Raw genomic sequence first — 20,358 nt, 5'->3', positions numbered from 1 at the left:
GATTTCAGGGGTACGATGATCCTTTTTTCAACCTTTACAATTCCAGCTGGTAACTCTTATCCTCGCCTGTATTGATGGTCAGCTGCTTTTCTTTTTCCGTCATCCTGCCTATAACGACAAAGTCATCAAAATCTGATTTAAATTTTTCAACCGACTCTTCAGGTATGGTAAACACCATTTCAAAGTCTTCTCCGCCATAAAACGCGTACTTATCTACATCTTCATTCATTTCATCGGCAATCCTGCGCGTTTCAAGGGCTATGGGAACTGCCGGTGAATAAACTTCCATTCCAAGGCCGGAGCTTTTTGCAACGCTGCCAAGTTCGGATATGAGTCCCTGTGTAACGTCTATCAGTGAAGTAGGCCTGATGTCGCTCTCTGCAATCGATTCAATCAGATCTTTCCTCGCTTTCGGAACAAGCTGTTTTTGTACGGCAAATTCATACTCATGTAGATCGGGCTGAAACTGGGATTCCGAACGGCTCTCCTGCCATGCTTTTTTTTCACGCATCAAGACCCTCAAACCCGCAAGTGCACTACCAAGATCACCGGTAACACAGACAATATCCCCCAATTGAGCACCATCTCTGTATATCAGCTTATCAGCAGGAGCTGCACCCGTTGCGGTTACGGATACAGAAAGCAGCTGATGGGACGCCGTTGTGTCACCGCCGGTGAGCTGAATTCCATAGTCCCTGCAGGCTGCATCCACACCCCTGTACAGGTCCTCCATCATCTGAACGGAGTATTTGTTGGGTATGGCAAGCCCGATTAAAACCTGTTCTGGCAGTGCATTCATAGCCAGAATATCACTCACGGCAGCCGTCACAATCTTATATCCCAGGTAGTTAAAAGGAGTGTACGTGAGGTCGAAATGCACTCCTTCCAAAAAAACCTCGGTGGTGGTACAGATTGCTGATGCCTCCTCATGTACGATTACCGAAGCGTCATCGCCGATACCTCTCCTCACTGCCGGGTGCTCTGTACCGGTATGGGTTTTAAATTTATCAATCAGTCTTTTAAAACCGATTTCATGAATTTGTTGAAAAGTATCTTCTGCCATAAAAACAAAAAAGGCATTTGTCCCGCGTGATGGGGACAGATGCCTTTGATTAATTAAACGAATGGTGTTATTGGAAAGGGATCAGAAACGTTATCGATCAGATTTCCCTTCTGGTGGAGTAGTTGATTCGCAGCGTTCCGGCATGCCTGAGCTCCTGCTGAACATCGGTTACGATACCAAATTCGGAATCCTGATCCACGCGAAGCGATACAATGAGCCTGGGCTCTTCCATCAGTTTGTCATACATGATGTTTCTGATTTCACCCATCTCTTCGATCAGCACGTCATCGATCTGCACGCGTGTTTCACCAACCTGATTTCCACCCAGCCGTTCAGGCCCGATGTAGATATAGCTGACGAGACGTTTCTCCTCAATCTTCTCGATCGTTTCCGCTTCTGCGTATTCGATCTGAACCTGAAGTTCTACTTCACGAAGCACTGTGGTTACCATAAAGAAGATCAGAAGCATAAATACCACATCAGGCATAGCTGATGTTGGAACGTTCTGACTTGTTCCGGCTTGTTTCTTTTTAAAATGCGCCATAGTCGATTACCCCTCGTCCGGTTCAGCGATTGATATTTTCTTCGGATACATCTCGGTTATCTCCTCGCGTTCTACACTTTGACGCTCCAGAGCCGAAAACGGAACCCCGAAACGCTCCATCGAAGCTTCATTACGCAGTTCGTCGTACGCCGCCATCACTTCATCCAGCATATCTATGTAGACGTTGTACGGAGTTCTGCGGTCTGTTTTGATGGAAACAATCGCATCATCAGGTGATACCGACAGCTCCGGGTCTTCACCGTTATTATCCACGAATGTTTTTATTTTTTCCCGCACTGCATTAATGCTTGTGGGTTCTTCATCCATGAGTACCATACCCTGTGCATTCACCAGAATATTGAGGAGATTTCTCTCCCTGACCGGCGGCGGCGGTGTGGTTTCATCCGGTATCGGAGGCAGTACCAGCCCAATTCCGGTATCAACGTCAATCGTGGTTACAACGAGGAAGAAAATGAGGAGCAAAAACGCGATATCAGCAAGTGACGATCCGTCAATTTCCCCGCTTTCTCTTTTTCCTTTTTTCTTAAGCATACATTATAACTTAAATGTTCCGCGTGTTCCTGTAATCAGGATACCCAGTATCATGGCACCGATCATAAAGATCATGGTAGCCACTCCTGCCTGAGCTACTGAACCCAGAACGGCAAAAGAAATTCCGAATATTGCCACCGGAATCAGCATGATGCTTACTTTCTTAAACTCTGAATTGCCGTTGATCACGTTACGGACACCTGAAAAGAGGATACCGAGAACGCCAATGCCAATCAGAGCCAACGTCAGGCCTATTGCTAAATTGTCGATCATAATTTCTGAATTTGAAGGTTTGGGTTAATTCCGGTCAGTTCGATTTACACCTCGTCTGATCCTTGTTCCGGAACAATTTGCTTGCCTTCTTTCAGAAGTACGATTGAATCAATAAGAGTGATAGAGCCTTCTTCCATATCGGAAATTAAGCGGTCAATTTTGGATACACAGTAATTGTATCCGATCTGGAGTATAATACCGGCCAAGAGACCGCCTGCAGTGGTGAGAAGCGCAATTTTAATACCCCGGGCTACAAGGCTTGGAGATATATCGGCTGCGGCTTCAATGGCATCGAAAGCCTCGATCATACCTACCACCGTTCCAAGGAATCCGAGAAGCGGAGCAATGGAAATAAACAATGAAAGCCATACCAGGCCCCGTTCAAGAAAACTCATTTCTATGGAACCATACGTGGTAATGGCTTTTTCAGCTGCATCAATACCCTCATCGGCACGCATCAGTCCTGCCTGAAATACGGAAGCTACCGGCCCGCGTGTTTTGGCACATAGTTCCTGAGCCGCGGGTATGCCGCCCTCCTGCAGTGCCTGCTGAACTTCAACAATAAATTTTCGTGTGTTAATGTCGGCAAGGTTGAGTGTGATGATACGCTCGAGAAAGATCGCAAGTCCAAGTATAAGGGCGATCAATACGGGCCACATGAAGTTACCGCCTTCATTGAATTTTTCTACGATTACATTAAAAAAGCCAGCATCAGCCCCAGCTTGAAGAAAAAAGAGAGCTATGGATGAAGTCATACAATTACTCCGCGTTATGTTTTGGTTATTGAGCTAAAAATTGAAGCAAAATGATAGATCATTTGAGCCTAAATGTCAAAACAACAAACTGCCCTGAACCTCTTGCACTCCAAAAATCTTTCACTGCCAGTTTAAAAATAACTGTCTCGGAATATATTGGATGAAAAGCCTAACTGCCAAACCGAAATAGTTATTATTTTGAATTATTCTGCCTGATTTTCAAAAAATATGTAAATGACTCCGTGGTCTGCACGATGAATCAGCTCTGAATGCCGGTATTGAGTCAAGAATAATCCGTTTTCGGCCTCTGCCGATACTGCGCTACCGGGAGGCGGATACACGGTGCCTTTCAATGCCCCGGTCCAGAAATTCCTCGAAGCTCTCTGCTTTGGTGTAGCCGATCAGCTGATCGAGCACCGCACCGGATTCCGGGTTTACGATTGCATATGTGGGCAAAGCAACCGTGCCGGTGAGGTCAAACTGAAATTGCTGATTTTCACGTGCATCCGATCCCCCGTCGGTATAAAGTTTCACCAGCTCCATTTGTGAAAAGCGTTGCTGAACATTTTCAAGGGGAAATACGGTAGACTCCATGGCCCGGCAGTTGGTGCATGTGTAGCCTGTAAAATCGATAAACACGGGCCGGTTCTCCGCGGCCGCCCGTTCTGCTGATGCGGCATAATCATCCGACCACTTCTCCGAGTCCTCTGCTCCGCCTGTAACGCTGATCGAATTTACAACGCTCACATCGGTAGCCTGCCGCGCGGGGAGCCATGCGTCCCAGATTCCGAGTGAAGCCCCCAGAAGCCCCGGAATCAGATAAAATGTGAACAGAATGAACGGCATCGCAATGAGCAATCTGCCTGTCGAAATATGCTCAGGCTTTTTGTCTTCGTGAAGCGTAAATACACCCAGTATGTAGAGGCCTGCAAGAAAGAAAAAGGTCATCCAGGCAGCGATGCCCAGCGGACGTGAAATGATTCCCCATTGCCATACGATATCCGCGTTGGCAAGAAATTTTACGGCAGCAGCCAGAATTACAAACCCAAGAATTACTTTCACCACGTTCATCCATGCGCCGCTTTTCGGCAGGGATTCCAGGTAGCCGGGAAACATCGCAAAAAGCACAAAAGGACTTGCAAACGCGGTAGAGAAACCCAGCATTCCGATGATCGGATAGAACCACTCCCCTCCTGCTGTAGCGGCCAGAATCGCGCCCACAAATGGAGCCGTGCAGGAAAATGAGACGGCACTGATTGTGAATCCCATAAAAAGGGTACCCATTACTCCTCCGCTCTCATTGCTCTTCTTGTTAAGCCAGTTTGTGAGCTGATAGGGAAGCCTCAGTTCAAACATTCCGAGCAGGCTAACTCCGAATACAATAAACATGATTCCTATAACAAGGTTGACCCAGGGATTGGACGCAAACTGGCTCACGCCGCTTACACCCAAAATCAGCGCAAGGAGAGCGCCGAGCAGCGTGAAGATAAGCACAATCGATATACCAAAAATTATCGCCTGCCCCCAGCCTGTTGATTTTTTTTCTCCGGATTGATTTGAAAAGTAGGATACCGTGAGAGGTATAAGAGGAAAAACGCAAGGTGTAAGAAGTGCTGCAAGGCCCGCTGTAATGGCCAGCCAGAGATAACCCCACAGGTCATCCGAAGGAAGTCCGGAACTGCTGGTTAGTTCAAACTGCTCATCTTCCGCGATCTGCGGTTCGGGGAAATCGGTGTGCGGCGTATCGGATACTCCTGCAAGAACCACCTCGGCTTCAATCTGCTTGGTTTTTGGCGGAAGGCAGGATACATCGTCACATACCTGGTAGAGAACTTCGAGGGAGATGGATTGCAGCCCCTGCAGCTCCGAACGAAAGGCCACAGGAATAGTGAATTCGGCATTTTTTGAGTGCCAGCCGAGCTCGGTATTAAAATTGGGGTCAAATGCAATTTCGGCTTCAGATTCCGTTACCGACCCGGCGACGGCCATGTCGGAAGAGAAAGAAGAGAAAGACGTGGGAAAGGGTCCGGCATCGGGGTCATTGAGCACGGAGTAGAGATGCCAGTCGCCCTCTATGGTTGCGCCGACGCGAACATCAAATACATCTCCGGCGCGTACCGTATCGGGTACAGATATCACGGTATAATCAACCGGATCAAGAAGCTGCCCGTATACAAAAAAAGGGGAAAGCACCGATAAGGCGATCCCCATTATGATTCCAATCTTTTTCATTTAACCGGCCGATTCTATAAGGTAAAATTTACCCTGCCCGCTGATGCAGGCAGGATTTGTATCCATTGGGATGAGAATCAGTCTTCCTTAACTACCCAGACTTTTACTTTAGGGTTCAGATCTCCCATCAGGTCAACAGTGGCGGTATATTCGCCAAGGGTTTTAATATCCTGATCGAGGCTGATTTTTCGGCGATCGATGATAATATCCCGCTCTTCAAGGGCTTCGGCTACCTGTATATTGGTAACTGTTCCGTGGATCTTGTCATCTTCGCCTACCGTAACGGGGATTGTAACGGATGTTGTTTCAAGTTGTTGTGCCAGTTCCTTGGCAGCTTCAACCGACAGATCCGCGCGAAGTGCAGCCTGACGCTGCAGGTGTTCAAACTGGCGAATGGCGCCGGGCGTGGCCAGGGTTGCTTTACCCTGAGGTATCAGGTAGTTGCGGCCGTACCCGTCTTTGACATCAACCAGATCGCCGGCTTCACCCAGTTTTTCTACATTTTCTTTTAAAATAAGCTTCATAATAATTCTGGTGTTATCTCAGGTTTTCAGTTACATATGGAATCAGTGCCATAAAACGAGCTCTTTTTACAGCGGTAGAGAGCTGTCGCTGATGCCGTGCACTGTTGCCGGTTACCCTGCGGGGCAGAATTTTTCCCTGGTCGTTCACAAATCGTTCCAGTATCTCGGTTTGCTTGTAATCGATATATTCGATGCCGGCCTTGGTAAATTTGCAGTCTCTGCTTTTTAGATGGCCTTTCTTCGGATGTGATGGATTGTTAATCATGGTTGTTCTCCGGTATTCTAATCTGTAATCAGTTTAATTATTTATCGTCGTCGCTTTCCTGCTCGCCTTCCGGATCCTCAAAAAGTGCCGGTAGCTCGCCTTTTTTGCGCAGGTCATAATGCCGCTTCATTTTGGCATCATATTTCAGGGTGAGATAACGCATGATATCATCATGAATTCTCATGTTTCGCTCAACGGGCGCAATGGTTTCTGCGGGAGCATTAAAATAGAGATTCACATAATAGCCGGTGCTTTTCTTGTCGATGTCGTAGGCCAGTTTTTTCACTCCCCACTCATCAACTTCCACCAATTCACCGCCATTGTCTTCGATAAGCTTGTTGACGTAATTAACCATTTCTGAAAACTTCTCTTCATCGAGAACCGGATTCAGAATGTAGGTCATTTCGTAGAAATCTTTCTTCATTCTGGTAAGTATTTGTCTTTGGTTGATTTCCATTATTGGAAACAGTCATCGTGCACTACGCCGATAACAGAGCCTTAAAAGATACGGAAAGGCTCGGTGAGGTGCAATGACAAGGTATGGTGCAGGGTATTCCGCAGGATCGGGACTGCGCCATGAGCCGAAGGCGATTCCCATGAAGTGAACTACACGCAACAGGGTGCAGTCTACAAAGGGCACTATTGGAAATTCTTCTGAGATCGACAATCACTCCCGAGATTTCGGGACCAATCAGAGATCGCCTTGCCTTCTCCCTTTTGCCTTCTCCCTTTTTACCCTCTCACTGCTAAAAACTACACCGCATAATACGATGTAATAAGCTCAATCAATCCGGTTGTCGGCAGAACAGGCTCAACGCCGTAATAGATGGTGAGGACCGCCAGCAAAACGAGAGTGGCCTTAAAGAGCATGCCTGGAGACTTTAGTTCAACTTCCTTGTGAGCTTCCCTGAAATACATAAACACCATTACACGCAAATAGTAGTACACACTGGCGGCACTGGCCAGAACTCCAATAACGGCAAGCGTAATTAGATCTGCGTTAACGGCCGCTGCAAATACATAGTATTTTCCGATAAAGCCCACAAACGGCGGTATACCCGCAAGCGAAAACAGGAAGATGGATAGCATTACACCCATAGCAGGAACCCTGTATCCGAGCCCGGCGTAACTGTCGATCTCTGTAAAATCGAGACCCTTGTTTCGTTCATAATAGGCAATCACACCGAATGCACCCACGTTCATCAGCGTGTAAGCGAAAAGGTAGTAAAGTACACCCGAGTAGCCTGCTGCAGTTCCCGCTGCCAGACCCACCAACAGGTAGCCGGCATGGGCAATGCTTGAGTAGGCAAGCATACGTTTTACATTGTCCTGTGCGAGAGCAATCAGGTTTCCCACTATCATGGTAATTATGGATACAACCTGTATCACATTGCCCCAGGCTCCGGCCTCCGATTCGGGCAGCATCCTGGTAATAACAAGTATGAATGCGACAAATGTTGCGGATTTTGCAGCCGTTGCCATGAATGCCGTAAGTGTAGTCGGTGTGCCCTGGTAAACGTCAGGAGTCCACATATGAAACGGTACGGCAGCGATCTTAAAGAAGATCCCCACAAGCAGAAGCCCTGAGCCGGCCAAAAACAGTGGCGTCGGCTGTGCAGCTGTTGCTATTTCATTCAGGTTGGTATGCCCCGTTGCACCGTAAAGAAGCGCAATGCCGTATAGCAGGAAGCCTGTGGAAAAGGCTCCCAGCAGAAAATACTTGAGCGCCGCTTCCGCCCCTTTCTTTTCGTAATACATCAAACCCGCAAGCACATAGAGCGAGATCGACATCGTTTCGAGACTGATAAAAAGCGTAATCAGGTCGTTTGAAACGGCAAGTCCCAGCATACCTGTAGTGGCAAATAGCACCATGCCATATACTTCACTGTAATTCAGCCCTTGATCACTCAAATATTCCTTTGAGAGTATCACACAGAGAAGCGCACCCAGCAAAACAACTGCCGTACCGAATGACGCAACGCCTCCATAAACGGTCATGCCGGAAAATGCAGTACCTGTTTCACCGAAAAGATCGGTTACTGCGACTACAAGAGAAGCCGCCAAACCGGCTACAGACAACCAGTAAACAGGACCGACTCCCCTTTTAAATGCCGCAAGCAGTATCACGATCAAACCCGTTACGGCGGTGATGACACCGGGCAAAAATGAAATAATATCGTGCAGGTAGTCCATTCTCAGTACGTTTTATAAATCTTGTCGATCGCTTTGGCGAGGTTAATGTCTTTGGATGTTACTTTGTCGCCCGCATCATGCGTGCTAAGGCTGATATTGACCGTGTTGTACACATTTCTCCATTCGGGATGATGAACAAGCTCTTCGGCCTCAAAACCCACCCGAACCATAAAAGAGAGAGCCTGCCTGAAATCCCCGAATGTAAGCTCACGGTGAATTTTATCGTTACTGAACTCCCAGCCATTGAGTTCTTTCAGTTCACGGTCGATCTCATCTCTGGTTAATGTGTTCATGGTATTGGTTATGGTAAATTAATTGTTACTGCGTTGAAACAAGCGTACCGTCATCTTCTCTCTCTACGGTTCCTACATCGTAAAGTCTGGCTGTCCAGTCGGGCAGCTCATCCAGGCTGCTTGTTTCGAGAACCTGTTCGCCTTTCTGAGCTGAAGCATCGATATAACTTTCTACCCATTGCTCAGAATATTGGGTGAAATCGATAGGACGAATACCGATCCAGAACATAAATAGCATAAGCGGCACCAGCAGTCCCACTTCACGCGCGTTCAGATCGGACAACGTTTTGTTCTCTTCCTGTGTAATGGGACCAAACATCACTCTCTGGTACATCCATAGCATATATACCGCCGCCAGAATTACACCCGTAGCCGACAGAACTGCGTATGTTTTATTGGCGTATAACTCAGAGAAGAAGGATCCGTTCAGAATCAGGAACTCACCCACAAAGCCGTTCAGTCCGGGAAGGCCAATGGAGGCAAGTGTTGCAATCATGAACATGACGGCAAATACGGGTATCTGCTTTGCAAGTCCGCCAAAATCAGAAATCATGCGGGTGTGACGACGATCATAAATCATCCCTACAATCAGGAAGAGTGCTCCGGTGGCAAGTCCGTGATTAATCATCTGAATGATGGCCCCCTGCATTGAAACGGTGTTAAACGCAAATATCCCCAAAACCACAAAACCCATGTGGCTCACCGACGAGTAGGCCACCAGTTTCTTCACATCTTTCTGAACCATGGCTACCAGGGCGCCGTAAATTATACCGATCACGGCCAGTACAGCCATCCAGGGCGCGAACTCCATGAATGCATTCGGAAATGCCGGCATGGCAACGCGGATCAGGCCATAGGTTCCCAGTTTCAGCATGATCGCCGCAAGAACAACAGAACCGGCTGTTGGTGCTTCCGTATGCGCATAGGGCAGCCAGGTGTGAAACGGAAAGAGCGGCACCTTGATACAGAAAGCAAGGGCAAACGCCAGAAAAAGCCATGTCTGTTCAACCAGGCCCAGGGTATATTCGGGACCTGAAATGTACCGCCAGTCGGAAGTAAAGTCGTACAGGCCGGTGGAGGCACCTGCGTCATACCCGAGGTAAAGAAGCGCAACTAGCATCAGAAGTGAACCCACCAGGGTGTAGATAAAAAATTTGATGGTAGCCTTGATCCGGTCAGCACCACCCCAGATGCCAATAAGAAAATACATGGGGATAAGTGAAAGCTCGAAGAATACGTAAAATACAACCAGGTCAAGAGCCGCAAACACGCCAAGCGATGCTGTCTGAAGCAGAAGGAGCATCGAATAATAGCCTTTCAGGCTCTTGGTGACCGAATTCCAGGATGAGAGAATCACTATTGGTCCCATCAGGGTGGTAAGCATAAAGAGAAGCAGGCTCAGGCCGTCAAGCCCCACCAGGTACTTCACATCCATGCCGCTGAAAACCATCCCCCCTTCTGTAAGGTACTGAGGCACCGCTGAATTGGCGATGTCGAATCCGAATAGCAGGGGCAGAGACAGAATGAACGCAGCAAAGGTAACAACCAGGCTCACCCACTTTACCGCTTCATCGCTTTTTACTGCGAAAAGGGCAGCAATACCCGCAACCGGCAGATAGATAACAATATTGAGAAGAAGCTCCATAGTCATATCGTCTTAAAAAAGCAGCATGGTTAGTACGAGAATCACACCCAGAATAAGAAAGAGGGCATAACTCGTTGCAATTCCTGTTTGAATATACCGAAGCAGGCTACCGACCAGCCGCACCGTACCGCCCACAGCGTTCACGATGCCGTCAACAACTTTCATATCGAAAACGGCCAGTACCTTATCTGAAAATTTCACAATGGGCTGAACAATAGCCCCTTCATAGGCTTCATCGAAGTTGTATTTCTCTTTCCACACCTGGTAAAGACCGCCGAAACGACGCTCGATAGCCGCATCCGACTCCTCCTGCTGCCCCTGGCCGTACATTCTGAAAGCAAGAAAAACGCCTCCCACAGCAACCAGAATTGCAAAAATCATTAGAACCCACTCAGCCGGTATGGAGAGAGTGAGCGGTATATCCGCCGCTACCGGGCTCAGCCAGTCGTGCAGCCAGTTGATATGTCCGTCGCCGCCAAATGTTTTTGAGATAAAATTAGGTATTCCAATAAAGCCCCCCACAATAGAAAGAACAGCCAGTGCCCAAAGCGGAAAGGTCATGGTTACCGGACTCTCGTGGAGATATGAAGCGGCATCCTCCGCGCCCTCCACCTTATCAGGAAGCCTGAATTTTCCGTGAAATGTGGTAAGGGTAAGCCTGAACATGTAAAATGCAGTAAGAAAAGCGGTTATAGTCGCAACGGTCCAGAGAACAAAGTACATTGCGCCCGCAAATTCACCGAAGCCCATGTTGAATGTATGCATTACGATCTCATCTTTCGAGAAGAAACCTGCGAGCGGTGGAATACCCGCAATGGCAATCGTGGCAATCAAAAAAGTTTTGTAGGTGTGCGGCATATATTTTCGAAGACCACCCATAAAACGGATATCCTGGGGATCGAAATGAACATGTTTGCCTTTGTCATGCAATTCGTGCTCAACATGCTCCATGGTGTGAATGACAGATCCGGAGCCCAGGAAGAGACACGCCTTGAAAAAAGCGTGCGTTGCCACATGAAAAATCGCCGCCGTGTAGGCTCCCGATCCAAGCGCAAGGAACATAAAGCCCAGCTGTGAAACCGTGGAATATGCGAGAACTCCTTTGATATCATTTTGTGTAATGGCAATGGTGGCGGCAACAATGGCCGTAAGGGCACCGATTGCGGCTACAATCATTAGAATTTCAGGACTCATCACATACATCGGCGAAAGGCGGGTAATCAGATAAATTCCGGAGGTAACCATCGTTGCCGCGTGAATCAGTGCCGAAACCGATGTGGGGCCTGCCATGGCATCCGGCAGCCATACGAAGAGCGGAATCTGAGCGCTTTTTCCGGTTGCTCCGATAAACATCAGGAAAGCGATCCAGAACAGGGCATCATCCGTAAAAAGGTCAAGATTGGCCAGTATTACATCAAAATTGAGACTGCCAACCGCCTCAAAAATCATAAAGATAGCGATCAGAAATGCGAAGTCCCCCACCCTGTTGTAGAGAAATGCTTTTTTGGCTGCATCCGACTTCAGCATATCCGTATACCAAAACCCGATAAGCAGGTACGAACAGAGGCCCACACCTTCCCAGCCAAGAAACAGCAGCAGGAGGTTATCTGCCATAACAAGATTCAGCATGGCAAAGATGAACAGATTCAGGTAGGAGAAAAACTTCCAGTACCCCGGATCATGAAACATGTAGCCGATCGAGTAGAAGTGAATCAGCGAGCCCACACCGGTTACAACCAATACCATTACCAGTGAAAGTTCATCCAGACTGTAGGCAATGTCGGCTGAAAAGGATCCGGCCTGCATCCACGTAAAAAGCTTCGCGGATACCGCTTCTGAACCCGAAGTAAAATTGATGAAAAAGTATAGAGCGATCAGAAATGGAATAAAAACTGATAGATTGGCTATCGCTCCGATGAGGGTTTTCTTTTCCCGGTATCCTTCAGATGACAAGCCCAGCAAACCATTAAGTACAAAACCGAGCAACGGCAGACCTACGATCAGGCTAACGAGCGCTGTGGGTGATTCCATTCAACAGGTTAATTATAATTTTGCGCTTAAAGAGGCCAATAATGAAAGCCACGAAATTTCAGGTGGCAAAGATACAAAAATCTGTTCCAAGATAAACTCAATTAGGGGTAAATCTCAACGCAGTTCTTAGTCACTCTCTGCCCGCGCACGCAATTAAGGGATTCCTAACTGTAAAAGAAAGCAAAAGAGCTGGAGCCCTTTATTATAAAGTATATTACCTGCCTGCAGAAAGCATCCAGAATTTATTGCAGATGATTCCTCTTTTTTGATATGTTCTTTGACATTGAATTGTGCGGGTAAAATCCGGTATCAAACCAACTGATGAAAAAGCTCTCGTTTTTTAGTCTTGCAACTTCCTTCACCACTCTGATGATCTTCTGGCTCATTATGAGTGGTAAGTTTGACGCGATTTATATCGGCTTTGGTGTATTCTCCGTAGCCAGCGTGCTCTACGTAAATCACAATGTGAGGCGATACAGGTTTTTCGAGGATGATATCGACGGGCTGCAGCAGCTGAGGTACGGAAGGGCTACATACTATTTTTTCTGGATGATCGGTCAAATTATTGTTGCCGGTTTTCATGTCCTGAAACTTATCGCACGGCCTGCCATGCCCATCAAGCCCGCGATCATCACTTTCGACGCGGATCTGCCTAACGTACACGCGCGCATGATTCTGGGAAACTCTATCACGCTTACGCCGGGCACCATAACACTTGATATTTCCGGAAGCAGGTTCACGGTTCACTCCATCGATACCAAATCACGGGAAGGTATCATTAACGATGAGATGCCGCGTCAGGTTTTAAAGCTCTTTTCCGATGAAGACCGCCAGGTTGTGAGCAATGTACGAGTGGTCACGAAAGCCTCGGAGGTATAAACGGGCCAACCTGTTTCAGCTTAATACCATCAATGGAAGATTTTTTTCTCTATAGCGCTGTTGTTTTGACGATCATTATCGCCATCCCGCTGATCCGGGTTGTAAAAGGTCCATCTGTATTCGACCGCATTCTTGCAACCAATGCCATCGCCACCAAAACCATTGTGCTGATTTGCCTCATCGGGTTTCTTTTCGGCCGCATCGACATGTTTATCGATATTACGCTGGCCTACGCCGTTCTCGGGTTTGTGGGATCGCTTGCCATTGCAAAATATATTGAATCACCCAGAACCAGGAGGAATTGATTTATGGAGATTCAGAATATCCTCACCATCGTTCTTGTGGTTCTTGGCATTGCATTTATTCTTGTAGGCAGCGTGGGCATCATCAGGCTTCCTGACTTTTTCACGCGGACGCACGCTGTGAGCAAGAGTGATACGCTGGGCGTTATTTTTGTAATCAGCGGCCTGGTTATCTACGAAGGTTTCACCCTGAGCAGCCTTAAACTGGTTCTCATTATTCTTTTCATTGCCCTGGCAAACCCTGTCGGTTCTCACGCACTTGCAAAAGCCGCTATAAAGAAGGGGTTGAAAGCCAAACTTCAGGATGATATTGAGGAGGAGAAAGCGTCATGATCTGGGAGCTGGAACTGGTACTTTATCTCTTTTTGGCAATCACGGCAGTAGTTGCCCTGGAAAGCAGGGACCTGTTGGTTGCGGTAGTTTTGATGACTGTTTTCAGCTTTCTGATGGCCCTGCTCTTCATTGCCATGGGGGCTATTGACGTTGGCTTTACAGAGGCTGTTATAGGTGCAGGCATCACCGGAATCCTGTTCGTGGTTGTGATTTATCAAACGTCAAGACACTCAAACGATTAACCCATGCAGAAAGGCTTAAAAATACTTTTACTGATTCTGTTTGCAGCGATCATGATTTTCGCAGCTTCCGACCTGCCTTTCCGGGGCGATCCCGATAACCGCATGCATGCAGAGCGCAGCGTTAACAATACGCGCGTAATCGGGAATTATGCCATTCAAAATGCATATCGTGATGCTCATACTCCCAATATTGTAACGGTTATACTGGGCGACTATCGAAGCGTTGATACGTTTGGCGAACAGATTGTAATCTACACCGCGGGACTCATTACTCTGCTGGTGCTGCGCCGAACCAGAAGGCTTGGGAGGAGTTCCGCACTATGAGGCGTCAGTTTGAAAGTCCGATTGTACTCCTGGGTGCCCGTCTTCTGAGCCCCTACATCATGGTTTTCGGGTGGTATGTAATTTTTTTCGGGCACTACAGCCCCGGCGGCGGATTCCAGGGTGGTGCGCTTCTTGCGGCATCCGTCCTGCTGATGAGGGTGGCCAGCGGACGCAGAATATCGCGGCTGCAGATTCAGGAATTTGCAACCACCCCTCTTGCGGTTGTGGGTGTGCTGATCTATTTCGCAACCGGACTCACCGCAATGGCCATGGGTGGCTATTTTCTGGATTACGGCCAGCTGCCCATTCCGGGCCTTGAACCTGATATGCTGCGTTACTACGGTATTCTTATCATTGAAGTGGGAATTGGTCTCGCTGTAATGGCTATCCTGATTATGATATTCGACAATATGGTTAAAGGGGAAGACTATGGTTGATTTTATTACGGGCCATTATGCCTATTGGTTTACAATTATACTTCTGTGCATCGGTTTGTACGGCATTCTTTTCAAAAAGAACCTGGTCAAGAAAACCCTTGGCCTTGTGATTATACAGGCTTCCGTTGTGCTCTATTTTGTGGCCATTGCCTCCAAGTGGGGAGCTACCGTTACAGTAATTGATGATTCCATCCCGGTTGATCAGGTAGCACAGTACCTTAACCCGCTTCCCCATACGCTGATGCTGACCGCCATCGTGGTAGGTGTTGCAACACTGGGCGTAGCTTTTACACTGCTCATGGCGATCTATAACCGTTACGGCACGCTGGATGAACAGGAACTGATAGAAAAAATTCAATGATCGAGTCGCATATTCCTGCTTACATCGCTCTGACTTACGTTCTGTTCTCCATCCTGATTCCGTCGTTTGGACTCTGGAGGCGGGATCTTTGTCAGCCGCTTGCCGTCCTGGGTACCGGCCTGGCTTCTCTATTTTCACTGATTGGTTTTATCGATTATCTGAACAACGGGATGATCCGATACTACTTTGGCGGATGGGAACCGCCTATCGGAATTGAGTTCGTGTATGATGGGCTTTCCGGTTTTTTCGTACTGGTCATTAATTTGGTTGCATTCTTTGTACTGATCTACTCCAGGGAAATTTCCAGAATTGAATTTCCCGACAAGGTGATGCCCTATTTTGCCCTTTCGATGCTTATGCTGCTCGGTTTTAACGGGATGCTGATGACCGGTGACCTTTTCAATCTTTATGTATTTCTGGAAATCTCCTCCCTGTCGTCGTATGCGCTGATTTCCATCGGAGACAAACCGGCCCCTTTTGCGGCATTTCGCTACCTCATTATCGGAACCACCGGCGGCACGCTTTATTTGCTTGGTGTCGGGTTTCTATACACGGTTACAGGTACGCTCAATATTATTGACATGACCGCCATGCTCCCGATGTTCATAGACAGCTCGGCCGCATTTGCCGCCCTGATACTGATGATTGTGGGGATCGGTGTGAAGGCAGCCCTTTTCCCCATGCATGGCTGGTTGCCCGACTCCTACACCTATGCCGCTACAAGCTCCACTGCACTAATTGCACCCATCGGAACAAAGGTCGGAGCCTACATTCTGTTCAGAATTATGCTCTGGCTTTTCGGCATCGAGCTTACCGATGCGTTTGCTCCTGTCTCCTATGTAGTGGGTGTTCTGGCATGTGTAGGCATACTGTATGGTTCTGTCATGGCCATTGCGCAAACGGAAATGAAGAGGATGCTGGCTTACAGCTCGGTATCACAGATCGGATATATTATTATGGGCCTCAGCCTGGCCAATCCATGGGGATTCGCAGGCGCCCTGCTTCATGTGCTGAACCACGCCGTCATGAAAGCCTGTCTTTTCATGGTGAGCGGTCATCTTCGGGTGAAAGAGGGTCATTCCGATATCAGCCTATTCAATGACAGCTACCGGAAAAAATATCCCTGGACCATGGCGGCCTTTTCGATTGGCGCCATATCGATGGTGGGCCTCCCTCCGCTTGCGGGATTCTTCAGCAAGTGGTACCTGGCGCTTGGAACCATCGACAACAGCAACTGGCTGTTCCTTGCAGTGATACTTGTGAGTTCACTGCTTAATGCGGTCTATTTCTTCCGCATTCTTGAAAAAGTATATATGATGAATCCGTCGAAGGAGCAGAAACAACCTTCCGGCGGATCCTATAACGAGCCGAAAGCATCCATGCTGATACCCACCTCCGTGCTGGCTGTCAGCCTGTTTGTGATTGGCTTTGCAAATGCGGCCATCGTTGGAATCCTTTTGGGAGTCTTCCCGATGTAGCGCCTTGTTCTGAATAGGATGAAGCGTGCGTATTGAATGGAGTATACAGTGTCCAATTGACAACAGACAACTGACATTTGACAACTAACAAAAATTTGTAATTCCTAAACATAACCGATGGATCTTTCTCTTGTTCCTTTGATGGCAATTCTGGTATCGCTGGTTGCGGTGGTCCCGATTCTGCTGAGTTCGGAGAAACCAAACCTGCGGGAATTCTGGACCATCCTGGCGGCCGTCGTCAAATTCGGGTTGGTGCTTACACTGCTCCCCGGAGCCATTGAGGGCAGTTCGGTTGAGCTGCATATCCTGGACCTGGCGCCGGGATTGCCGCTTGCACTGAAAGCCGATCCGCTGGGTGTGTTCTTTGCGGTGATTGCATCCGGATTGTGGATATTCACATCCTTCTACTCCATCGGTTACGTACGCGGAGCGGGCGAACACAAGCAAACCCGGTATTTTGCCAGTTTTGCAGTGTGTCTGTCCGCTACAATAGGCATCGCTTTTTCAGCCAACCTTCTCACGTTTATTCTTTTCTATGAAATGCTGACGCTGGCCACCTATCCCCTTGTGATTCACAAGGAGAATAGCAAAGCGATCAATGCGGGACGAAAATATCTCGCATACACCCTTACCGCCGGACTACTGCTAATAGCTGCATCCGGAATGGTGTACACCTATACAGGGAGCCTTGACTTTACCCCGGGCGGACTCTTCAACAACACGGATATCCCCCACTCAGCCATGCTGGTCATTTTTATACTTTTCCTGGGTGCGGTGGGCGTGAAAGCGGGCATTATGCCGATTCACAGCTGGCTGCCCTCCGCTATGGCCGCTCCCACACCGGTAAGTGCATTGCTGCACGCCGTAGCCGTGGTGAAATCGGGTGTGTTTGCCGTAATACGGGTCGTCGGCTTTGTGATTGGCACCGACGTGATGCTGGCATATGGCCTGAACGATATTCTGATTGTACTGGCCGGAGCGACCATCATTATTGCGTCACTCCTTGCTTTTGCACAGGATAACCTGAAGCGCCGGCTGGCCTATTCAACCGTGGGCCACCTGTCCTACATCGTTCTCGGCGTAGCGCTGATCACACCTCTGGGGATGCAGGGAGGCATTATGCACATTGCGGCACACGCCACAATGAAAATCACCCTCTTCTTTTGCGCCGGAGCAATCTATGTAAACCTCCATAAAGAGAACATCAGCGAGCTGAACGGTATTGCAAAAGTGATGCCCTGGACCATGGCTGCGTTTACCATCGGATCGATGGGGCTTGCCGGCGTACCTCCAATTAACGGATTTGTAAGCAAATGGTACCTGGCGCTCGGTTCCCTTGAAGGAGACATGATTATTCCGCTACTTATTCTTGTGGTTAGCGGCCTGCTGAACATCGGTTATTTCTTCCCGATCATCCAGCGCGCGTATTTCCGCAAAGGCGAGGGACTCGAAAATTATGGTGAGGCATCCCCTTTTATGGTGGTGCCCCTTTTCGCAACGGCGGTACTTTCGATTCTGTTCGGGATCTTCCCGAATCTCTTTTTCAACTTTTTTGACCTGGCAAGCGCAATAGCCGCAACACTTTTTACCGGAGGCTAGGCCATCCGGAAACGATACCGAAACACATGAATCCGATATTTATATGAAAACCTGGCACTGGATAGCACTCGGCATTCTGACCGTGATCAGCCTGGTTCTGGAGTTTGTATTCCTGGCCGATTACGATTCACACTGGTGGAACGCCATACCCGGATTTTATATCTATTGGGGGTTTTTAAGCTGCGTTGTGATCATTTATGTAAGCAAGTGGCTGGGCAAACTGTTCATCTTCAGAAGCGAGGAGTATTATGATCGTTGATTTGCTTCTCATGCCGGCTGTAATTGTCATTTTGGGAGCCTTTGTCCTCCCTCTGATCCCCGAAAAGCTGCGCTCCCCGGCGTTCCTGCTCTTCCCGCTGGCGGCCCTGGGAGTACTGTGGCAGCTGCCCGACGGTTACTCGCTTACCGTTCCTTTCGGCAGTTATGAGCTCACACCGGTTTTTGTGGATTCGCTCAGCCGTATCTTCGGCACCATATTCGCAATGATTGCCGTGATAGGAGGCATTTACGCCTTTCACCTGAAAGATCTTGGCCAGCAAACTTCGGCGCTTGTTTACGGTGGAGGAGCGCTTGGGGTCACATTTGCCGGCGACTGGTTTTCCCTGTTTATTTTCTGGGAGCTGATGGCCGTCAGCTCCACCTATTTGATCTGGGCCCGACGCACGCAGGAGACCAACGAAGCGGGACTCCGCTATCTGCTGGTTCATATTTTCGGGGGCGGCCTCCTTTTCAGCGGCATACTGTGGCATATCAGCCAGACCGGTTCCATAACCGTTGAAAGCCTGCCCGATGCATATACGTTTTCATCCGTTCTGATTCTTCTTGGCGTGGCCATCAACTCCGCCATACCACCGCTTCATGCATGGCTGGCCGATGCCTATCCCAAGGCCACCGTTACAGGCGCGGTATTCATGAGTGCGTTTACAACCAAGTCGGCCGTCTATGTTCTCGTGCGGGTTTTCCCCGGCTGGGATATTCTGATCTGGTTTGGAGTGGCCATGGCGCTATACGGTGTGGTGTATGCGGTACTGGCGAACGATATCCGTCAAATCCTTGCCTATCACATTATTTCGCAGGTTGGATATATGGTGGCCGGTGTGGGTATCGGAACTGAAATGGCTTTAAATGGCACCACAGCCCACGCATTCAGCCATATATTGTACAAATCACTGCTGTTTATGGGGGCCGGTGCGGTTCTCTATTCAACCGGCAAGAGCAAACTTACGGAGCTTGGCGGATTCGCATCCAAAATGAAAGCGGTGGTTTTTCTCTACATGATCGGAGCTTTCTCGATCTCCGGTTTCCCGCTGTTTAACGGATTTATCAGTAAGTCGATGGTGGTGAGTTCCGCCGGCGAAGCGCACCTGGAGGTCGTGATGCTGCTGCTGATCCTCGCTTCGGTGGGTACCTTCTTACATACGGGTCTTAAGCTTCCCTACTTCACCTGGTTCGGTGAGTCGAAAAGTGACATCACGGTAGGACCCATACCGTTCAACATGCTGGTTGCGATGGGTATCGGTGCCTTCTTTTGCACACTGTTCGGTGTTTACCCGGCACTCCTCTACCAGTATCTGCCCTACCCGGTTGAGTACAAGCCCTACACCATCTACCATCTGGTGGAGATGATTCAGATTTTGGTGTTTACCTATATCGGATTCTGGATTCTTCGCAAGAAGCTGGAAGGCGATCCCAAAATTGCGCTCGATACCGATTGGTTCTACAGAAAACCGGCTCCCACCGTCCGCAAACTTTTTGTAAACGTACCCAATGCGGTATATGGCTGGTTTGAGGATACCGTTCTGGGAATTGCGCGATTCCTTTCTGAGCAGTTCAAAAACCCAATGACCTGGCTCAACCCATTCACCTCAAAAGAGAACCGTGCCGCCGGCTACAGCCCGGCCATGGAGGTGGTAATGAGCTTTGTTCTGCTTGGATTTTTAATCTTTGCAGCCGTTTACTTTCTGTAATCGCAGTACCCGGGTCTCATTTTCCGGATAGATATTGTATCTGCTTGTAAACATCCTCTCCTTCGC

At 48.5% G+C, this 20,358-nt stretch carries 24 protein-coding genes; 11 read left to right on the top strand and 13 right to left on the bottom strand.

Annotated features, from left to right (window positions below; genetic code table 11):
• Positions 1 to 34 precede the first annotated feature (34 nt).
• From thiL to nuoL, 13 genes are all read right to left on the bottom strand, one after another.
• Positions 35 to 1,063 (bottom strand): thiamine-phosphate kinase, encoded by a 1,029-nt coding sequence (gene thiL, locus DDZ15_RS06050; RefSeq protein WP_109646146.1) that lies wholly within the window; start codon positions 1,061 to 1,063, stop codon positions 35 to 37.
• A 97-nt stretch (positions 1,064 to 1,160) separates the two neighbouring features.
• On the bottom strand, positions 1,161 to 1,607 hold the full coding sequence (locus DDZ15_RS06045; protein WP_109646144.1) for an ExbD/TolR family protein: 447 nt from the start codon (positions 1,605 to 1,607) through the stop codon (positions 1,161 to 1,163).
• A 6-nt stretch (positions 1,608 to 1,613) separates the two neighbouring features.
• Positions 1,614 to 2,159 carry an ExbD/TolR family protein gene (locus DDZ15_RS06040; protein ID WP_109646142.1) on the bottom strand — a complete coding sequence of 182 codons (546 nt, stop codon included), beginning with the start codon at positions 2,157 to 2,159 and terminating at the stop codon, positions 1,614 to 1,616.
• Between the two features lie 3 nt (positions 2,160 to 2,162).
• Entirely contained in the window at positions 2,163 to 2,432 is a 270-nt protein-coding gene (locus tag DDZ15_RS06035; RefSeq protein ID WP_109646140.1) for a hypothetical protein, read from the bottom strand.
• 44 nt (positions 2,433 to 2,476) lie between these two features.
• Entirely contained in the window at positions 2,477 to 3,187 is a 711-nt protein-coding gene (locus tag DDZ15_RS06030; protein ID WP_109646138.1) for a MotA/TolQ/ExbB proton channel family protein, read from the bottom strand.
• 321 nt (positions 3,188 to 3,508) lie between these two features.
• A complete protein-coding gene (locus DDZ15_RS06025; RefSeq protein ID WP_109646136.1) occupies positions 3,509 to 5,419 on the bottom strand; it encodes a protein-disulfide reductase DsbD family protein in 1,911 nt (636 codons plus the stop codon).
• A 77-nt stretch (positions 5,420 to 5,496) separates the two neighbouring features.
• Positions 5,497 to 5,943, bottom strand: coding sequence for a 50S ribosomal protein L9 (rplI, locus tag DDZ15_RS06020; protein WP_109646134.1), 447 nt, complete (start codon positions 5,941 to 5,943; stop codon positions 5,497 to 5,499).
• Between the two features lie 13 nt (positions 5,944 to 5,956).
• Positions 5,957 to 6,208, bottom strand: coding sequence for a 30S ribosomal protein S18 (gene rpsR, locus DDZ15_RS06015; RefSeq protein WP_109646132.1), 252 nt, complete (start codon positions 6,206 to 6,208; stop codon positions 5,957 to 5,959).
• Positions 6,209 to 6,245: 37 nt separating this feature from the next.
• Entirely contained in the window at positions 6,246 to 6,632 is a 387-nt protein-coding gene (gene rpsF, locus DDZ15_RS06010) for a 30S ribosomal protein S6 (RefSeq protein WP_109646130.1), read from the bottom strand.
• A 329-nt stretch (positions 6,633 to 6,961) separates the two neighbouring features.
• A complete protein-coding gene (locus tag DDZ15_RS06005; RefSeq protein WP_109646128.1) occupies positions 6,962 to 8,401 on the bottom strand; it encodes an NADH-quinone oxidoreductase subunit N in 1,440 nt (479 codons plus the stop codon).
• A gap of 2 nt (positions 8,402 to 8,403) precedes the next feature.
• Complete coding sequence (locus DDZ15_RS06000; protein WP_109646126.1) at positions 8,404 to 8,694, bottom strand: 4a-hydroxytetrahydrobiopterin dehydratase; 291 nt, start codon at positions 8,692 to 8,694, stop codon at positions 8,404 to 8,406.
• A gap of 25 nt (positions 8,695 to 8,719) precedes the next feature.
• Positions 8,720 to 10,339: a complex I subunit 4 family protein gene (locus DDZ15_RS05995; RefSeq protein WP_109646124.1), complete on the bottom strand. Its 1,620-nt coding sequence runs from the start codon at positions 10,337 to 10,339 to the stop codon at positions 8,720 to 8,722.
• Positions 10,340 to 10,351: 12 nt separating this feature from the next.
• The gene (nuoL, locus tag DDZ15_RS05990) at positions 10,352 to 12,370 is read right to left on the bottom strand and encodes an NADH-quinone oxidoreductase subunit L (RefSeq protein WP_109646122.1); all 2,019 of its coding nucleotides are present in this window, start codon (positions 12,368 to 12,370) and stop codon (positions 10,352 to 10,354) included.
• A gap of 321 nt (positions 12,371 to 12,691) precedes the next feature.
• Between nuoL and DDZ15_RS05985 the strand changes: the two genes are divergently transcribed.
• From DDZ15_RS05985 to DDZ15_RS05935, 11 genes are all read left to right on the top strand, one after another.
• Complete coding sequence (locus DDZ15_RS05985; protein WP_109646120.1) at positions 12,692 to 13,249, top strand: Na+/H+ antiporter subunit E; 558 nt, start codon at positions 12,692 to 12,694, stop codon at positions 13,247 to 13,249.
• 32 nt (positions 13,250 to 13,281) lie between these two features.
• Complete coding sequence (locus DDZ15_RS05980; RefSeq protein WP_109646118.1) at positions 13,282 to 13,554, top strand: MrpF/PhaF family protein; 273 nt, start codon at positions 13,282 to 13,284, stop codon at positions 13,552 to 13,554.
• 3 nt (positions 13,555 to 13,557) lie between these two features.
• A complete protein-coding gene (mnhG, locus tag DDZ15_RS05975; protein ID WP_109646116.1) occupies positions 13,558 to 13,884 on the top strand; it encodes a monovalent cation/H(+) antiporter subunit G in 327 nt (108 codons plus the stop codon).
• Positions 13,881 to 14,126: a hydrogenase subunit MbhD domain-containing protein gene (locus tag DDZ15_RS05970; RefSeq protein WP_109646114.1), complete on the top strand. Its 246-nt coding sequence runs from the start codon at positions 13,881 to 13,883 to the stop codon at positions 14,124 to 14,126. Before mnhG ends, DDZ15_RS05970 begins: the two co-directional genes overlap by 4 nt.
• A gap of 3 nt (positions 14,127 to 14,129) precedes the next feature.
• Positions 14,130 to 14,450 carry a hydrogen gas-evolving membrane-bound hydrogenase subunit E gene (gene mbhE, locus DDZ15_RS05965; RefSeq protein WP_109646112.1) on the top strand — a complete coding sequence of 107 codons (321 nt, stop codon included), beginning with the start codon at positions 14,130 to 14,132 and terminating at the stop codon, positions 14,448 to 14,450.
• Positions 14,447 to 14,887, top strand: a complete 441-nt coding sequence (locus DDZ15_RS05960; protein ID WP_109646110.1) for an MnhB domain-containing protein — start codon at positions 14,447 to 14,449, stop codon at positions 14,885 to 14,887. Before mbhE ends, DDZ15_RS05960 begins: the two co-directional genes overlap by 4 nt.
• A complete protein-coding gene (locus tag DDZ15_RS05955; protein ID WP_109646108.1) occupies positions 14,880 to 15,248 on the top strand; it encodes a cation:proton antiporter subunit C in 369 nt (122 codons plus the stop codon). The genes DDZ15_RS05960 and DDZ15_RS05955 overlap by 8 nt, the downstream gene beginning before the upstream one ends.
• Complete coding sequence (locus DDZ15_RS05950; RefSeq protein WP_109646106.1) at positions 15,245 to 16,726, top strand: complex I subunit 5 family protein; 1,482 nt, start codon at positions 15,245 to 15,247, stop codon at positions 16,724 to 16,726. Before DDZ15_RS05955 ends, DDZ15_RS05950 begins: the two co-directional genes overlap by 4 nt.
• 117 nt (positions 16,727 to 16,843) lie before the next feature.
• Positions 16,844 to 18,325 carry a monovalent cation/H+ antiporter subunit D family protein gene (locus DDZ15_RS05945; protein ID WP_109646104.1) on the top strand — a complete coding sequence of 494 codons (1,482 nt, stop codon included), beginning with the start codon at positions 16,844 to 16,846 and terminating at the stop codon, positions 18,323 to 18,325.
• A gap of 43 nt (positions 18,326 to 18,368) precedes the next feature.
• Positions 18,369 to 18,584 (top strand): hypothetical protein, encoded by a 216-nt coding sequence (locus tag DDZ15_RS05940; RefSeq protein ID WP_109646102.1) that lies wholly within the window; start codon positions 18,369 to 18,371, stop codon positions 18,582 to 18,584.
• Positions 18,574 to 20,292 (top strand): Na(+)/H(+) antiporter subunit D, encoded by a 1,719-nt coding sequence (locus DDZ15_RS05935; RefSeq protein ID WP_109646100.1) that lies wholly within the window; start codon positions 18,574 to 18,576, stop codon positions 20,290 to 20,292. The genes DDZ15_RS05940 and DDZ15_RS05935 overlap by 11 nt, the downstream gene beginning before the upstream one ends.
• The last annotated feature ends 66 nt before the right edge of the window (positions 20,293 to 20,358 follow it).

The organism is Rhodohalobacter mucosus, assembly GCF_003150675.1.
GTDB lineage: Bacteria > Bacteroidota > Rhodothermia > Balneolales > Balneolaceae > Rhodohalobacter > Rhodohalobacter mucosus.
This window is presented reverse-complemented; position numbering and strand designations above follow the sequence as displayed.

Bases quoted from the DNA above. Each gene is read 5' to 3' on its own strand.
- thiL (WP_109646146.1), bottom strand. From the start codon at position 1,063: ATGGCAGAAGATACTTTTCAACAAATTCATGAAATCGGTTTTAAAAGA.
- DDZ15_RS06045 (WP_109646144.1), bottom strand. From the start codon at position 1,607: ATGGCGCATTTTAAAAAGAAACAAGCCGGAACAAGTCAGAACGTTCCA.
- DDZ15_RS06040 (WP_109646142.1), bottom strand. From the start codon at position 2,159: ATGCTTAAGAAAAAAGGAAAAAGAGAAAGCGGGGAAATTGACGGATCG.
- DDZ15_RS06035 (WP_109646140.1), bottom strand. From the start codon at position 2,432: ATGATCGACAATTTAGCAATAGGCCTGACGTTGGCTCTGATTGGCATT.
- DDZ15_RS06030 (WP_109646138.1), bottom strand. From the start codon at position 3,187: ATGACTTCATCCATAGCTCTCTTTTTTCTTCAAGCTGGGGCTGATGCT.
- DDZ15_RS06025 (WP_109646136.1), bottom strand. From the start codon at position 5,419: ATGAAAAAGATTGGAATCATAATGGGGATCGCCTTATCGGTGCTTTCC.
- rplI (WP_109646134.1), bottom strand. From the start codon at position 5,943: ATGAAGCTTATTTTAAAAGAAAATGTAGAAAAACTGGGTGAAGCCGGC.
- rpsR (WP_109646132.1), bottom strand. From the start codon at position 6,208: ATGATTAACAATCCATCACATCCGAAGAAAGGCCATCTAAAAAGCAGA.
- rpsF (WP_109646130.1), bottom strand. From the start codon at position 6,632: ATGAAGAAAGATTTCTACGAAATGACCTACATTCTGAATCCGGTTCTC.
- DDZ15_RS06005 (WP_109646128.1), bottom strand. From the start codon at position 8,401: ATGGACTACCTGCACGATATTATTTCATTTTTGCCCGGTGTCATCACC.
- DDZ15_RS06000 (WP_109646126.1), bottom strand. From the start codon at position 8,694: ATGAACACATTAACCAGAGATGAGATCGACCGTGAACTGAAAGAACTC.
- DDZ15_RS05995 (WP_109646124.1), bottom strand. From the start codon at position 10,339: ATGGAGCTTCTTCTCAATATTGTTATCTATCTGCCGGTTGCGGGTATT.
- nuoL (WP_109646122.1), bottom strand. From the start codon at position 12,370: ATGGAATCACCCACAGCGCTCGTTAGCCTGATCGTAGGTCTGCCGTTG.
- DDZ15_RS05985 (WP_109646120.1), top strand. From the start codon at position 12,692: ATGAAAAAGCTCTCGTTTTTTAGTCTTGCAACTTCCTTCACCACTCTG.
- DDZ15_RS05980 (WP_109646118.1), top strand. From the start codon at position 13,282: ATGGAAGATTTTTTTCTCTATAGCGCTGTTGTTTTGACGATCATTATC.
- mnhG (WP_109646116.1), top strand. From the start codon at position 13,558: ATGGAGATTCAGAATATCCTCACCATCGTTCTTGTGGTTCTTGGCATT.
- DDZ15_RS05970 (WP_109646114.1), top strand. From the start codon at position 13,881: ATGATCTGGGAGCTGGAACTGGTACTTTATCTCTTTTTGGCAATCACG.
- mbhE (WP_109646112.1), top strand. From the start codon at position 14,130: ATGCAGAAAGGCTTAAAAATACTTTTACTGATTCTGTTTGCAGCGATC.
- DDZ15_RS05960 (WP_109646110.1), top strand. From the start codon at position 14,447: ATGAGGCGTCAGTTTGAAAGTCCGATTGTACTCCTGGGTGCCCGTCTT.
- DDZ15_RS05955 (WP_109646108.1), top strand. From the start codon at position 14,880: ATGGTTGATTTTATTACGGGCCATTATGCCTATTGGTTTACAATTATA.
- DDZ15_RS05950 (WP_109646106.1), top strand. From the start codon at position 15,245: ATGATCGAGTCGCATATTCCTGCTTACATCGCTCTGACTTACGTTCTG.
- DDZ15_RS05945 (WP_109646104.1), top strand. From the start codon at position 16,844: ATGGATCTTTCTCTTGTTCCTTTGATGGCAATTCTGGTATCGCTGGTT.
- DDZ15_RS05940 (WP_109646102.1), top strand. From the start codon at position 18,369: ATGAAAACCTGGCACTGGATAGCACTCGGCATTCTGACCGTGATCAGC.
- DDZ15_RS05935 (WP_109646100.1), top strand. From the start codon at position 18,574: ATGATCGTTGATTTGCTTCTCATGCCGGCTGTAATTGTCATTTTGGGA.